This is a genomic window from Acidovorax sp. SUPP2825 (assembly GCF_030158995.1).
Lineage (GTDB): Bacteria > Pseudomonadota > Gammaproteobacteria > Burkholderiales > Burkholderiaceae_C > Paracidovorax.
Genome location: NZ_BQXK01000007.1, coordinates 40,678 through 55,283, shown reverse-complemented (window position 1 = coordinate 55,283; position 14,606 = coordinate 40,678). Strand labels below are relative to the sequence as shown.

Below are 14,606 nucleotides of genomic sequence, written 5' to 3'. Positions count from 1 at the left end.
GCGCGCGGAAGGTAGGGCGTTTTCCCATATCGGGGCGAGGCCGCCGTTGGCAACCGCCCGCGGCATGGAAAAGGCCTTCGACCCAGGGTGTTACCTATTGTCACGAATCGTCAACTTCGGCAAGGTGGAGCCCAGGCAGAGGGCTTTCCTCGGCAACCCCTCACGGATTGGAGACACACCATGGCATTCATGCGCAACACCGGCGCCGCACTGGTCCTGGCCGCCTTGCTGTCGGCGGCCCAGGCACAGATTCTCATCGGCCAGACCGCCGGATTTTCAGGGGCAGTGGCCTCGGGCGTGCAGGAGACGACCGAGGGCGCCAAGCTGTACCTGGACGCCGTCAACGGCCGGGGCGGGGTCCACGGCCAGAAGGTGGAGCTGGTCTCTCTGGATGACAAGTTCGATCCGCAACTGTCCGTCGCCAATGCCCGCAAGCTGATCGAGGAGCAGAACGTCTCCGCCCTCTTCCTCACGCGCGGCACGCCCCACACCGAGGCCATCATTCCGCTGCTGGACAAGCACGGCGTGGCCCTGGTCGGCCCCTCCACCGGCGCCATGGTGCTGCACAAGCCGGTGCGCAAGAACGTCTTCAACGTGCGCGCCACCTACCAGCGCGAAGCCGAAAAGGCGATCTCCCACCTGGTGTCCATGGGCATCACCCGGATCGCCGTGGTGCAGGCGGACGACAGCTTCGGGGCCGACGGCATGGTCGGCGCGCAAAAGGGGCTGGAAGCCGCCAAGCTCAAGGCCGTGCTGCAGGAGAAGTTCGACCGATCCAAGCCGGACTTTGCTCCCATCGCACCCAAGATCGTGCAGTCGCAGGCCCAGGCCGTGCTCATGATCGCCTCGGGCACCGCCGTGGCCGAAGGCTATGCGGCATTTCGCGCCGCCGGCTCGGGCGCGCAGATGGTCACGCTGTCCAACAACGCCTCCGCCGGTTTTGCCAAAAGCCTGGGCGCCAACGCCCGCGGCGTGATCGTCACCCAGGTGTTCCCCAACGAACGGGCCATGAACTTCCCCCTGGTGCGCGAGGCGCAGGACCTCGCCAAGGCCCAGGGCAAGGAAATCAGCCCCGCCATGCTGGAAGGCTATGCCGCCGCGAAGGTCCTGGTCGAAGGCCTGCGCCGCGCCGGCCCCAAGCCCTCCCGCGACCGCATCCAGGCGGCCCTGGAGGGGCTGCAGAAGTTCGACCTGGGCGGGCTTGAAATCAGCTACAGCCCAGAGGACCACACCGGCCTGGACTTCGCCGACCTGTCTATCATCGGAACCGACGGAAAGTTCCGCCGCTGAAGGCTCGGGCAGCGTGCCCGAGCGGCCGCAATGGCCCAGCCCATCCGGGGGATATGAGGAAAGCCGCGGCCATCGCCTCGGCACAATCGCCGTACCTTTCGGTTACGTCCCTTCCTGAGAAGCGCCATCGCCGGACATGCCGGGGCCGGAGCGAGTCCGGCACGCCCCTCCATCCTTTGACCAGAGAGCTATGAGAACCCTCCAGAAAATCAGCGCGGGCGTGGCCCTGACGGCGCTGCTGTCGGCCGCGCAGGCGCAGATCCTCATCGGACAGACCGCCGGTTTTTCCGGCACGGTGGCCGCAGGGGTGCAGGAAACCACCGACGGCGCCAAGCTGTACCTGGACGCCATCAATGCGCGGGGCGGCATCCACGGGCAGAAAATCCAGCTCATCTCGCTGGACGATAAGCTCGACCCCCAGCTGGCCGCGGCCAATGCCCGCAAGCTGATCGAAGAGCAGAACGTCTCCGCCCTCTTCCTCACCCGGGGCACGCCGCCCACCGAAGCCGTCATCCCGCTGCTGGACAAGTACGGCGTGGCCCTGGTCGGCCCCTCCACCGGTGCCATGGTGCTGCACCGGCCCGTGCGCCGGAACGTCTTCAACGTGCGGGCGCCTTACCAGCGCGAGGCCGAGAAGGCCATCGCGCACCTGGTGTCCGTCGGCATCACCAAGATCGCCGTGGTCCATGCGGACGACAGCTTCGGCGCGGACGGCCTGGTCGGCGCACAAAAGGGGCTGGACGCCGCCAAGGTCAAGGCCGTGCTGCTGGAGAAGGTCGATCGCTCCAAGCCCGACTTCGCCGCCCTCGTGCCCAAGATCGCGCAGTCCCAGGCCCAGGCCGTGCTGATGATCGCCTCCAGCACCGCGGTGGCCGAAGGCTACGCGGCCCTGCGCGCCGCGGGCTCGACGGCGCAGATGGCCACCCTGTCCAACAATGCCTCCGCCGGTTTCGCCAAAAGCCTGGGCGCCAACGCCCGGGGGGTGATCGTCACCCAGGTGTTCCCCAGCGAGCGCGCCGTGAACCTGCCCCTGGTGAGCGAAGCACAGGACCTCGCCAAGAGCCGGGGCAAGGAAGTCAGCCCCGCCATGCTGGAAGGTTTCGCGGCCGCCAAGGTGCTGGTGGAAGGCCTGCGCCGCGCCGGCCCCAAGCCCACCCGGGAGCGGATCCATGCGGCGCTGGAAGGCTTGCAGAAGCTCGACCTGGGCGGCCTGGAGGTGAGCTACGGCCCCGACGACCACACCGGGCTGGACTTTGCCGACCTGTCCATCCTCGGCGCGGACGGAAAATTCCGCCGCTGAGGGGCTGAAAACCTCGCTTTCGCCCCACCAGCCCTCCGCGCTCGGCAAAAAGCCCGCATCAGCGGGCTTTTTCATGTCTGCATCGGGCAACCGCCTGCTTTAGGAAGCGCTGCTGGCTCCCGAGGCGGGCACGGCAGGTGCCGATGCGGGGCTGCTGGCCGCAGGGACCGCCGTTTCAGGCACGTGCACGGCATCGGCCCCGTGCTTTTCACCGCTCATGTCCACTTTGTCTCCGGCTTTCATGATGACGAAGAGCGACAGCGCTGCGAACAGAACGAAGCCCACGACAATTTTCCACATACCTATCTCCTTTTTAGTGAAACGAACGGCTGAAAAAAAGCCCCACACCCCTTTCGGGATGTGAGGCTCGGATCGTCTGGAACGCGGGTTGGCAGCCGGGGCCGCCGACCCGCGTCAACCATCAGAATGCGTGGCGAACGCCCACGGCCACGGAGCTGAAGTCAGCGCCGGCGATGCCCGTCATGTAAGCGGCGTTGCGGCTGTTGTTCACCTTCGTGTAGTAGCCGTACACCTTGGTACGCTTGCTCAGGTTGTAGTTGTAGCCCAGCGTGTATTGCGTAGCGGCGCTGTCAGCCACGTTCTTGTACTTGCCGGCACGGCCCACGTTCACGTGGAATTCCGAAGCGCCCATCAGGTAGGCACCCGACAGACGGAACGTGTTGCGCTTGCCGCCGTTCAGGACGTATGCGTCTTCGTCACGTTGGTAGTAGCCGCCGAACATGAACGAACCCATCGTGTACAGGCCGCGCAGTGCGAACTGGTTCACGTCGCCTTGCTTGCTGTAGCCAGCGCCCAGGGCCAGAGCGCCCAGGTTGTAGTTGGCAGCCAGGTCATAGGCGTTCTTCACGCCGACAGCTTGCTCGTGCAGTGCCACGGCGCCTTCGACGGTCAGGCCGCCGAAATCGGGCGTGCGGTAGGAAATCTTGTTGGCATCGGGCATCACGTAGGCGTAGAACGCGTCGGACGACGAACCGGTGTCATGGTTGTGCAGGCTGACGTAGTCGGCCGTGGCGTAGTAGGACTCAGCCGTGAAGCGGCCCAGACGCAGGGCGCCGAAACCACCCGACAGGTTCACTTCGCTTTGACGGGCGAAGAAACCACGTGCATCGGAAGAACCGGTGTCGGAAGCGAAGCCGCTTTCCAGTTGGAAGCCAGCCTTCAGGCCACCGCCGAGGTCTTCCACGCCTTTGAAGCCGAAACGCGAAGCGTTGTTGAACAGACCGGTGGTCTTGGTGTCGCCCACTTCTTGGCGTTCCACCGTGGTGTTCACACGGCCATACAGCGTGACGCTGCTTTGGGCGAAGGCAGCGGTGCTACCCAGGAGAGCCAGCACAGCCAGTGCCAAACGATTCGTCTTTTGCATGTGATTTCCTTGAATGCTTTTATCCGTCAGATGGTGTGGTAGGCACTGCAGAGCGGGTGGCCGCCGGGCGTTGGTGCAACTACTTACGAAATTCTAGGGGGTGGCGCCTCAATACCACCCCCAAAAGTCATTTTCATAACAGCCTTGATGCATCGCCACCACACTTTGGCGTTTTTTGCCAACACATGCAGCCCTTTTCCGCACTGCGGGCTCCCGATTCACGGGAGCCCGGGCGGTTCCAATCAGTCGTTGGCGTAGATGTCCACATCCTTGGTTTCGCGGATGAACAGCGTGCCGATCACTGCCGTGGCGCCCGCGATGATGATGGGGTACCACAGGCCGTTGTACATGTTGCCGGTCTGCGCCACGATGGCGAACGAGGTGGTGGGCAACAGGCCGCCGAACCAGCCGTTGCCGATGTGGTACGGCAGGCTCATCGACGTGTAGCGGATGCGGGTGGGGAACATTTCCACCAGCATGGCAGCGATGGGGCCGTACACCATGGTCACCAGCAGCACGAGGTAGGTCAGCAGGACGACCATCATCACCTTGTTCATCTTGGCGGGGTCGGCCTTGGTGGGATAGCCATCGGCCTTGAGGGTGTCGGCCACGGCCTTCTTGAACTCTGCGTCCTTGGCCTTGACCTGGTCGGCGGGCAGGCCCTTGGCGCTGTAGCTCGGGATGGTGGTGGCACCGATCTTGATCACGGCGGGCGTGCCGGCCGGTGCGACTTCGTTGTCATAGCTCACCGAACCGGCGGCCAGCACCTGCTTGGCGATGTCGCACGAACTCGTGAACTTGGACGTGCCCGTGGGGTTGAACTGGAACGAGCACTCGGCCGGGTCGGCCACGATCACCACCTTGTTCTTGGCCTGCGCGGCGGCGAGATCGGGGTTGGCGGCTTCGGTCAGGGCCTTGAACACCGGGAAGTACGTCAGCACGGCGAGCACGCAGCCCAGCATGATGATGGGCTTGCGGCCGATCTTGTCCGACAGCGTGCCGAACACGATGAAGAACGGCGTGCCGATCAGCAGCGCGGCGGCGATCATCAGGTTGGCCGTGACGGCATCCACCTTCAGCTGCTGCGTGAGGAAGAACAGCGCATAGAACTGCCCCGTGTACCAGACCACGGCCTGGCCGGCGGTCAGGCCGATCAGCGCGAGGATCACGATCTTGAGGTTCTTCCACTCGCCGAACGACTCGGCCAGCGGCGCCTTGGAGGTCTTGCCTTCGGCCTTCATCTTCTGGAAGGCGGGCGATTCCGACAGCGACAGCCGGATCCACACCGAAATGCCCAGCAGCAGGATGGACACCAGGAACGGAATGCGCCAGCCCCAGTCGCCGAACTCCTGCTCGCCCATCACGGTGCGGGTCCCCAGGATGACCAGCAGCGACAGGAACAGGCCCAGCGTGGCGGTGGTCTGGATCCACGAGGTGTAGGCGCCGCGCTTGCCTTGCGGCGCGTGCTCGGCCACATAGGTGGCGGCCCCGCCGTACTCGCCGCCGAGGGCCAGGCCCTGCAGCATGCGCAGCGCGATCAGGATCACCGGCGCGGCCACGCCGATGCTGGCGTAGGTCGGCAGGATGCCCACGATGAACGTGGACAGGCCCATGATCAGGATGGTGACGAGAAAGGTGTACTTGCGCCCGATCATGTCGCCCAGGCGCCCGAACACCAGCGCGCCGAAGGGCCGCACGATGAACCCGGCCGCGAAGGCCAGCAGCGCGAAGATGAAGGCCGAGCCCGCATCCAGCCCGCTGAAGAACTGCTTGGCGATGATGGCCGCGAGCGAGCCGTACAGGTAGAAGTCATACCACTCGAACACGGTGCCCAGCGACGAGGCGAAGATGACTTTTCTTTCTTCCGGCGACATGGGCCGGGATGCAACATTGGTAGCCATGGTGCTTGTCTCCATTGGTGGTCGGATGGATGCGGAAATACACGGTGCGATGGGGTTTCCGGGCACTCGTCGCAGCCTGGACCGCAATATCGGACGTGCATCTGACCAAACACTGACAAGCGCCAGGCGCCCCACGGCGCCCCGGACTGACAGCCACCTGACAAACCCCGGGCCAACCCTGCACCCGCATTTCTCGATGCGGTAAATCGGGGGTAAAACTGCGGTGCAGCCCACCGAACGGGCCACGGAGGCACCAACGCCGCACCGCCGCGCCGCGGGAAAACCCTGCCAGGGACTAACCCTGAAAGGGCGGGGACCTCGGAGGAATCGGCCGCATCAGCGCGATCAAGCGGGCCGACTCGGTGCCTGCCACCGGGTTCGGCGGGATCAGGCGGCGGCGGGCGGCAAGCCGGAGGGCAGCGCTTCGGTACGGTCCCATGCGGGGCCGTCGAACCAGGGGTCGCCGCTCAGGCAGGCCCGCAGCATGGGCAGGCTGTCCAGCCCCCAGAACAGGCGGCCTTCCACCTCGAAAGCCGGCACGCCGAACACGCCACGCTGCGCCGCCGCGTCGGTGTTGGCGCGCAGCAGGGCCTTGGCGGCAGCGCCTGCGGGGTCCGGGCGCACCTGTTGCGCAAGCGTCTCGGCCAGCGCCTGCAGACGCGCGGGGTCGTTGGCATCGTGCCCGCCCAGCCACACGTGGCGCAGCACGGTGCCAGCCACGAAGCGGTTGATGGCGCCGTCCTCACTGCAGGCCAGCGATTGGCGCAGCAGCGGCAATGGGTTGAACGGGTGCTGGGCCGGCATGGCCAGGCCCGTGCCGAGCGAATGGCCCAGCCATTCGGCATGGCGGTACGTCCACAGCCGCTTGGCCGGAATACCCGCCGGGCCCGGGTTGCCGTGGCGCTGCAGCAGCGCGCCCAGCAGAACGGGGCGGTACTCGACGCTGTAGCTCAGTCCTTCCAGGGCCTGCGGCAACTGCTCGAACGCCAGCCAGGCATAGGGCGAGACGAAGTCCAGGTAGAAGGTGATGTGCTTCACGGCAGGTCCGGAAAAGGGGATGGCGGGGGAAACTCGAAACCCGCGCGCTGCGCGAGGCGGGCCCAGATCGCGCGGCGTTCGTTGGAATCCGCGCCCGACCATGCGCGGATCTCGTCCAGCGTGCGAAAGCAGCCGTCGCAGTAGGTGCCGTCGGCCGACAGGCGGCACACCGAGATGCACGGCGAGGGCACGCCGTCCGTGCTGTCTTCGTCGAAATAGCCTCCCGCGCTCAGCAGCATCGCGCGGTTGGCGATCGATTCGGTCGCACTCATGGTTCGATCGGCGCTTGCACCACATCGACCACGGGCGCGCTGGTGAGCTTTTCCAGGTCCTGCGGGCGCAGCGCGAATACGCTGTGCGGGTGGCCGGCCGCGGCCCAGATCTCCTCGAAGCGGAACAGCTCGCGGTCGATCAGCGTGACCGGCGGCGTGGCGTGGCCCACGGGGGACACGCCACCGATCGAGAAGCCCGTGCGCGCCTTGACGAACTCGGCATCGGCCCGGCCGATCTTGCCGACGTGGGCCTCGACCTTCTTCTCATCCACGCGCCGGTCGCCCGAGGTGACGACCAGCACGGCCGCATCGTCGCTTTTGCGCCGGAAGATGATGCTCTTGGCCACCTGGCCGACCAGGATGCCCAGGCCATCGGCCGCCTGCTGGGCGGTGCGCGCCGCGTCGTCGAGCATGCGCGGCATGTGCGGATGGCCCAGCGACTGCAGCGTGGCGGCCACGCGCTGGACGCCTTCGGGGAGGGGAATGAGTTCGGCTGCGCACATGGGATCTCTCAAGGCCGGAAGGCCGGTGGTCCAAAGCGTTGATCTTAGCGATGGCCGCCGGGGCGCGCAGCCTCTCGGGGGACCTTCAAGCCGCCGCGCGCTCCTGGTGCACGCCGGGGCCCTGCTCCGCCAGATCCCAGAACAGGCCGGCCATGATCTGAAGCGATTCGCGCGTGACGTCCGCCAGGATGTGCTCGTTGGGCGCGTGCTGCGAGCAGGCCGGGTACGAGTGCGGCACCCACAGCGTGGGCAGGCCCAGGGTCTCGGAAAACACGTCGTTGGGCAGCGAGCCGCCCAGGTTGGGCAGCAGCGCCGGGCGCCGGCCGGTGGAGCGCTCGATGGAGGCCAGGCCCCAGCGCACCCAGGCATCGTCCGGGTCCAGCCGGGTGGCGGCCATGTGCACGTCGGTGCCTCGCACCTCCACGTCGGTGAAGCCGCGGGCCTGCAGGTGCTCGCGAATGTGGTCCAGGAACGCCGTGGGGTCGGAGCCCACCACGTAGCGCATGTGGCAGTGCGCGCGCGCCTCGGCGGGAATGGCATGCACCGGCATGGCCGGGTTGCCGGTGGTGAAGGCCAGCACCTCCAGACTGTTCCAGCCGATCACGCGCTCGGACGGGGTCAGGCCGGGCTCGCCCCAGTCCAGGTCGATCTCAGGGTCGTCCGGGCCGCCGCCCACGTCGATGTCGCGCAGCGCCTCGCGCACGCTGGCGGGCAGCTCGGTGGGACGCAGGCCCGGCACCTGGATGCGGCCGCGCTCGTCCACCAGGCTGGCGATGGCATGCGCCAGCCGGATGCCCGGGTTGCGCAGCAGGCCGCCCCAGTTGCCCGAGTGGTGGCCGCCGTCGCGCAGCTTCACGTGCAGGTCGAAGTTGAAGACACCGCGCGAGCCCAGGAACAGGGTAGCGCGCGAGGCGGACACCCGGGGTCCGTCTGAGGCGATGAAGAGGTCGGCCGCGAGCGCATCGCGCTCGTTCGCGCACACCGCGTTCAGGCCCGGCGAGCCGTCCTCCTCGCCCATCTCCAGGATGATCTTGACGTTGTAGCCCAGGCGGCCGCTGCGCACCGCCAGCACCTGCTCCAGCGCGGTGAGGTTGATGGTGTGCTGGCCCTTGTTGTCGGCCGTGCCGCGGCCATACCAGCGGTTGCCCTCCACCACGATGTCCCACGGTTTGAGGCCCGCGCGCCATTGCGCGTCGTAGCCGCGCACCACGTCGCCATGGCCGTAGGTCAGCAGCGTGAAGGCCGCGCCCTCCTCGGCGCGCTCGGCCAGCAGGAAGGGGCTCTTGCCCGGCACCGGGTTGTCCACCACACGGCATGCAAAGCCCAGCGCCTGCAGCTGCGGCACCATCTCCTCGGTCAGGTAGGCGTGCAGGATGGGGCCGCTGGCGGCGTCCTGGCTTTCGGTGCGGAAGGCGACCCGGCGCGCCAGCGTCTGCTGAAAGCGCCCGTCGTCGAAGCAGGCCAGTGTCTGGGCAATGGCTTGGTCACGGCTCATGGGAAAGGTCCTCGGGTGGGGTGGGTGGAGTGAATGGAAGGTGCGTGTAGGCTGCTCAGGCCAGGGCCGCACGCTCGATGTCGGGAATGCCCAGGCCCGGCTCGGGCGTGAGCGCGGAGGCCAGCAGCCGGCGGGTGTAGGCGTGTTCGGGCCGGGCGAAGATCTGCTCGCGCGTGCCCAGTTCCACGATGGCGCCGCGGTACATCACGGCCACGCGGTCCACCAGGTGCTCGACCACGCCCAGGTCGTGGCTGATGAACAGGTAGGTCAGGCCGAACTCGGCCTTGAGGTCGAGCAGCAGGTTCAGGATCTGCGCCTGCACCGACACGTCGAGCGCCGAGGTCGGTTCGTCGCAGATCAGGATGTCGGGCCGCAGCACCAGCGCCCGCGCGATGGCCACGCGCTGGCGCTGCCCGCCCGACAGCTGGTTGGGGTACTGCGCATGGGTGCGCTCGGGCATGCCGACCAGATCGAGCATCTCGCGCACGCGCCGGCGCTGCTCCACGGCCGTGCCCACCTGGTGCAGGCGCAGCGGCACGCCGACGATGTCGGCCACGGTGCGGCGCGGGTTGAGCGACGAGTACGGGTCCTGGAAGATGGGCTGGATGCGCCGCGCCAGCGCGCGGCGCTGTCGCGGATCGATCTCCTTGCCATCGACCAGCACGCTGCCCGAGCTGGGCGGCAGCAGGCCCAGCAGCATCTTGGCGAGCGTGCTCTTGCCGCAGCCGGATTCGCCGACCAGGCCCAACGTTTCGCCCTTGCGAACGCGCAGCGAGACGTCGTTCACCGCGTGGATCTCGCCGGGCGCGCGGAACAGTCCGCGCTTCAGGCGGAAGCTGCGGTGCAGCGCGCACAGCTCCAGCGCGATGTCGCTGCCGGGTGCGGGGGGGAGAGGTGAAGGGGTCATGCGGCCTCCGCCAGGGGATGGGCCTGCACGCAGCGGACCGCGTGGTGGGCATCCACCGCCACATAGGGCGGCGTGTGCGCGCAGGCCGGTTGCGCATGCGCGCAGCGGTTGGAAAAAGCGCAGCCCTGCACGGTGCCGACGAGACTGGGCACCACGCCGGGAATGGCTTGCAGCCGGCTGCCCGGCAGCGTCTTGCCGCGCACGGGAATGCAATTGAGCAGGCCCTGCGTGTAGGGGTGCGTGGGGCGCGCGAAAAGCTCGCCCACCGGCGCGGTTTCGATCACCTCGCCCGCATACATCACCGCCACGCGGTCGGCGATGCGCGCCACCACGCCCAGATCGTGGGTGATGAAGACCACGGCCGTGCCGAACTCCTGCTGCAGCTCGCGCAGCAGCCGCAGGATCTGCGCCTGGATGGTCACGTCCAGCGCCGTCGTGGGCTCGTCGGCAATGATGAGGTCGGGCTCGCACATCAGCGCCATGGCGATCATCACGCGCTGGCGCAGGCCGCCCGAGAGCTGGTGCGGGTACTGGCGCAGGCGCTCGGGCGCCTGCGGCACGCCCGCCCGCTCCAGCAGGTACACGGCCCGCTCGCGCGCCTGGGCCATGCTCACCTTGCGGTGCGCGCGCAGCGCCTCGCACAGCTGGTCGCCCAGCGTGTACGACGGGTTGAGCGAAGTCATCGGCTCCTGGAAGATCATCGCCATGCGGGCGCCGCGCAGCGCTGCCATGCCGCGCTCGGGCAGGCCCTGCAGCTCGGCACCGTCGAAGCGGATGTGGTCGGCCGTGCGCACCGCCTTGCGCGGCAGCAGGCCCATGAGCGCGAGCGAGGTCATCGACTTGCCGCAGCCCGACTCGCCCACCAGGCACAGCAGTTCGCCGCGGTTCACATGGAAATCGATGCCGCGCACCGCGTGCAGCATGCCGCGCTCGGTGGGCAGGTCCACGCGCAGGTTCTTCACTTCCAGCAAAGGGGTGGTCATGGGTCTTTGCCTTTCAGTTCCGGCCATCGGGGGCCGTGAGATCGCGGATGCCGTCGCCCACCAGGTTGATGGCCAGCACCAGCACCGCCAGCACCACGCCGGGGATCAGGATCACCCAGGGCTGGAAGAACATGTAGGCCTTGCCCTCGGCCACCATCAGGCCCCACGACGGCGTGGGCGGCTGCACGCCCAGGCCCAGGAACGACAGGGTCGATTCGAGCAGGATGGCGTGCGCCATCTCCAGCGTGGCGACCACGGTGAGTGCGCTCATCAGGTTGGGCAGCAACTCGCGCACCAGGATGTAAGGCGTAGAGGCGCCCAGCGCCTTGGCCGCCGCGATGAACTCGGCATCGCGCAGTTGCTGCGTGGCCGAGCGGGTCACGATGGCGAAGCGGTCCCACAGCAGCAGGCCCAGCAGCACGATCACCACCTGCAGCGAGCCGCCCACGAGCGAGGCCATGGCCAGGGCCACCAACACCACCGGCATGGCCAGGCGCGTGGTGATGATGTAGCTGATGACCGCATCCACCCGGCCGCCGAAGTAGCCGGCCAGCACGCCCAGCGTGGTACCGATGGCCCCGGCGATGAGCGCGGTGACCACGCCGATCAGCAGCGACACGCGGGCGCCGTAGATGAGCCGGCTCAGGTAGTCGCGGCCGAGCTTGTCGGTGCCCAGCACGTGCTCCCAGCTGCCCTTGGCGTGCCAGACGGGCGGAATGAGGCGCTGGGTCACGTCCTGCGCGTAGGGATCGTGCGGGCTGATCCAGGGGGCGAGCAGCGCGGCCACCAGGGCCAGTACGAGCACGATGGCGCCGAGCACCAGGCCGCGCTGGCCCAGCACGCGGCGCAGCCAGCGGCGCCAGGCCGGCGGCGACGGCAGGGCCAGGGTGGCCGCCGCGCCGGGAGAGGAAAGGGTGGTGGAAGCGTTCATGGCAATCTCCGGTGCGGCGGCTTCAGCGGGTGCGCATGCGCGGGTCGAGCGCGGCGTTGAGCACGTCGGCCAGGAAGGTGAGCGCGATGTAGAACACCGCGATGATCAGCACCACGGCCTGCACCACGGGGTAGTCGTTGCGCGCGATGGAGTCCCAGGCGAGCTGCCCCAGCCCCTGCATGGAATACACCGACTCAATCACCACCGAGCCGCCGAGCATGAAGCCCAGCTCCACCGCGGCCAGCGCCACCACCGGAATGATGGCGTTGCGCAGCGCGTGCTTGAACACCACGCGCGAGCGGCTCAGGCCCTTGGCGCGCGCGGTGCGGATGTAGTCCGCGCCCAGCACGTCCAGCATGCCGGCCCGCGTGAGCCGCATCATGGCCGGCATGGCGTAGTAGCCCAGCGCCACCGCCGGCAGCACGAAATGCTGCCAGCTCGTGTTGCCCGCCACGGGCAGCCACTTCAGGCCCACGGCGAACAGCAGCACCAGCGTGAGCGCGAACCAGAAGGTCGGCATCGCCTGGCCCACCACCGCCACCATCAATGCCAGGCGGTCGATCCACGTGTCGCGGTAGAGCGCGGCCAGCACGCCCAATGGAATGGCCACGGCCACGGCCAGCAGCAGCGCCACGCCGCCGAGCTTGAGCGTGATGGGCAGGCGCTCGCCGACCAGCTCCATGACGGTGTTCTGAAAATAGAACGACCGCCCGAAATCCAGCCGCGCCGCCGCGCCCAGCCAGTCGAAGAACTGCTCCACGATGGGGCGATCCAGGCCGTACTGCACGCGGATCTTCTCCACGTCGGCGGCGCTCGATTCCGGGCCCGCGATGGCGGTGGCCAGGTCGCCCGACAGGTGCAGCAGCATGAAGCTGACGACCGCCACGGTCAGCATGACGCTCAGCGCCACCAGCAGGCGGCGAAAGATGTAGATCAGCATGGCAGGGGCCCGCGAGGGTGTGGGAGGGACACGAACGCCGGGGACGTCACTTCCAGCTGGCCTGGAAGAAGCGCGGCAGCTCGTCGGGCTGGGCCTCGAACTTCAGGTCCGAGGTGAACGCATAGTTGGTCGAGTACGAGAACAGCGGCGCCCACATGGCCTGGGTGGAGATGCGCTGCAGCGCCTGGGCGTACTTGGCCTTGCGCTCGGCCTTGTCCACCGTGGCGTCGGCCGTCTGCATCAGCGCGATGACCTGCGGGTCCTTAGCAGTGTCGTCCGGGCCGCCCTTGAAGAAGTTGCCCACGAAGGCCGAGGCGTCGTTGATCGAGAACGATCCCCAGGCCTGGAACGTGAGCGGCGCACGGCCGGCGCGCAGCTCGGTGCGCAGCGCCGGGTATTGCACGAAGTGCAGCCGCGCGCGGATGCCGACCTTGCGCAGGTCACCGATCATCGCCTCGGCGTACTCGCGCTCGCGGTAGGCCCACAGCGCGGTGTCGAAGCCGTTGGGGTAGCCCGCCTCGGCCAGCAGCGCCTTGGCCTTGGCCGGGTTGTATTCGTACTGCTGCACCTTGCTGGTGTCGCAGCCGAACTGCGTGCGAAAGCACGGCGCATACACCGGCTGGCTGCCGCCGCGCACCAGGCTGTCGGCCAGCCCTTTGCGGTTGATGGCGTAGTTGAGCGCCTGGCGCACGCGGGGGTCCTTGAAGGGCGCGGCCTCGGGCGTGGTGCCGTTGTTGTTGATGGAGATGAAGCCCACGCGCATGGTCTCGCCGCTCAGCACCGAGAGGTTGGGCGCGGCCTTCAGCGAATCGGCCTGGTCGGCCGGCACGCGCCAGATCCAGTCCACCGCGCCGGTCATCAGCTGGGCCATGCGGGCTTCCGGGTCGCGGATGACGGTGAACTTCACGGTGCCGATCTTGGGCTGGCCCGCGGGGCTGTCCTTGAAGTAGGCAGTGTTCTTCACCATCGTCACGCCCTGTCCCGGCACCACGCTGGTGATCTTGTAGGGGCCGCTGCCCACCGGCGCCTTGCTGAAACCTTCCAGCCCCACCTTGGTGAAATAGGCTGCGGGGTAGATGGGCGTGGGGCCGGCCAGGTATTCCAGCGCCGCGGGGAACGGCGTCTTGAGGTGGATGCGCACCTCGTAGTCGCTCACCTTGTCCACGCTCTTGATCCAGTCGGTGTTCTGGCGCGTGGCGATCTTGGCGTCGGGGCCGGTCACCACGTTGAAGGTGTAGGCCACATCGTCGGCGGTGAACTTGTCGCCGTTGTGGAACGTGACGCCTTGGCGCAGCGTGACCAGCAGCGCGGTGGGCGACTCCCACTTCCAGGCGGTGGCGAGCTGCGGCTTGAGCTCGCCCGTCTTCGTGCCGCGGTAGAGCAGCGTGTCCCACGCCATGGCCGCGAGCACGACGCCCTCGCGCATGTTGTTGTGGTACGGGCTCACGTTCTCGACCTCGTTGTCCGACGCGTAGGTCAGCGTGTCGTTGGCCTTGCCGGCGTGCGCGCCGGCCCCGAAAACCATCATGCCCAGTGCCAGACAGCCCCGGCGCACCCAGTGGGTGAATAAATGCCCCATTGCGAACTCCTTCATCGTGATGAAACAGGAAACACAGTGAACGGGAGCAAGAATGGGACCTCGGAGGCGTTTCCGCCATTACC

Annotated in this window: 14 protein-coding genes; 2 read left to right on the top strand and 12 right to left on the bottom strand. The window is 67.7% G+C overall.

From position 1 onward, the window contains the following. Positions 1 to 189 precede the first annotated feature (189 nt). Together AVAK2825_RS10755 and AVAK2825_RS10750 are read left to right on the top strand one after the other, a co-directional pair. Positions 190 to 1,290, top strand: coding sequence for an ABC transporter substrate-binding protein (locus AVAK2825_RS10755; protein WP_284398365.1), 1,101 nt, complete (start codon positions 190 to 192; stop codon positions 1,288 to 1,290). A gap of 190 nt (positions 1,291 to 1,480) precedes the next feature. After that, complete coding sequence (locus AVAK2825_RS10750) at positions 1,481 to 2,590, top strand: ABC transporter substrate-binding protein (protein WP_284397822.1); 1,110 nt, start codon at positions 1,481 to 1,483, stop codon at positions 2,588 to 2,590. Positions 2,591 to 2,689: 99 nt separating this feature from the next. Here the strand turns inward: AVAK2825_RS10750 and AVAK2825_RS10745 are convergent, their stop codons facing one another. The 12 genes from AVAK2825_RS10745 to AVAK2825_RS10690 all read right to left on the bottom strand — a co-directional run bounded on the left by AVAK2825_RS10745 (position 2,690) and on the right by AVAK2825_RS10690 (position 14,472). Beyond that, complete coding sequence (locus AVAK2825_RS10745) at positions 2,690 to 2,890, bottom strand: hypothetical protein (RefSeq protein WP_284397820.1); 201 nt, start codon at positions 2,888 to 2,890, stop codon at positions 2,690 to 2,692. Positions 2,891 to 3,011: 121 nt separating this feature from the next. Beyond that, complete coding sequence (locus AVAK2825_RS10740) at positions 3,012 to 3,974, bottom strand: porin (RefSeq protein ID WP_272565303.1); 963 nt, start codon at positions 3,972 to 3,974, stop codon at positions 3,012 to 3,014. Positions 3,975 to 4,216: 242 nt separating this feature from the next. Continuing rightward, on the bottom strand, positions 4,217 to 5,875 hold the full coding sequence (locus AVAK2825_RS10735; RefSeq protein ID WP_284397816.1) for an MFS transporter: 1,659 nt from the start codon (positions 5,873 to 5,875) through the stop codon (positions 4,217 to 4,219). 387 nt (positions 5,876 to 6,262) lie between these two features. Next, positions 6,263 to 6,913: a 2-hydroxychromene-2-carboxylate isomerase gene (locus tag AVAK2825_RS10730; protein ID WP_284397813.1), complete on the bottom strand. Its 651-nt coding sequence runs from the start codon at positions 6,911 to 6,913 to the stop codon at positions 6,263 to 6,265. Then, complete coding sequence (locus AVAK2825_RS10725; protein WP_284397811.1) at positions 6,910 to 7,185, bottom strand: DUF1289 domain-containing protein; 276 nt, start codon at positions 7,183 to 7,185, stop codon at positions 6,910 to 6,912. Before AVAK2825_RS10725 ends, AVAK2825_RS10730 begins: the two co-directional genes overlap by 4 nt. Beyond that, entirely contained in the window at positions 7,182 to 7,688 is a 507-nt protein-coding gene (locus AVAK2825_RS10720) for a YbaK/EbsC family protein (RefSeq protein WP_272565308.1), read from the bottom strand. The genes AVAK2825_RS10725 and AVAK2825_RS10720 overlap by 4 nt, the downstream gene beginning before the upstream one ends. Positions 7,689 to 7,773: 85 nt before the next feature. Next, positions 7,774 to 9,183 carry a M20 family metallopeptidase gene (locus AVAK2825_RS10715; protein WP_284397807.1) on the bottom strand — a complete coding sequence of 470 codons (1,410 nt, stop codon included), beginning with the start codon at positions 9,181 to 9,183 and terminating at the stop codon, positions 7,774 to 7,776. Positions 9,184 to 9,238: 55 nt separating this feature from the next. Beyond that, positions 9,239 to 10,090: an ATP-binding cassette domain-containing protein gene (locus tag AVAK2825_RS10710; RefSeq protein ID WP_284397805.1), complete on the bottom strand. Its 852-nt coding sequence runs from the start codon at positions 10,088 to 10,090 to the stop codon at positions 9,239 to 9,241. After that, the gene (locus AVAK2825_RS10705) at positions 10,087 to 11,073 is read right to left on the bottom strand and encodes an ABC transporter ATP-binding protein (RefSeq protein ID WP_284397801.1); all 987 of its coding nucleotides are present in this window, start codon (positions 11,071 to 11,073) and stop codon (positions 10,087 to 10,089) included. Before AVAK2825_RS10705 ends, AVAK2825_RS10710 begins: the two co-directional genes overlap by 4 nt. 13 nt (positions 11,074 to 11,086) lie before the next feature. After that, positions 11,087 to 12,004, bottom strand: a complete 918-nt coding sequence (locus AVAK2825_RS10700) for an ABC transporter permease (RefSeq protein ID WP_272565313.1) — start codon at positions 12,002 to 12,004, stop codon at positions 11,087 to 11,089. A gap of 22 nt (positions 12,005 to 12,026) precedes the next feature. After that, a complete protein-coding gene (locus tag AVAK2825_RS10695) occupies positions 12,027 to 12,944 on the bottom strand; it encodes an ABC transporter permease (protein ID WP_272550879.1) in 918 nt (305 codons plus the stop codon). 46 nt (positions 12,945 to 12,990) lie between these two features. After that, entirely contained in the window at positions 12,991 to 14,472 is a 1,482-nt protein-coding gene (locus AVAK2825_RS10690; protein WP_284398362.1) for an ABC transporter substrate-binding protein, read from the bottom strand. Between the last annotated feature and the right edge of the window lie 134 nt (positions 14,473 to 14,606).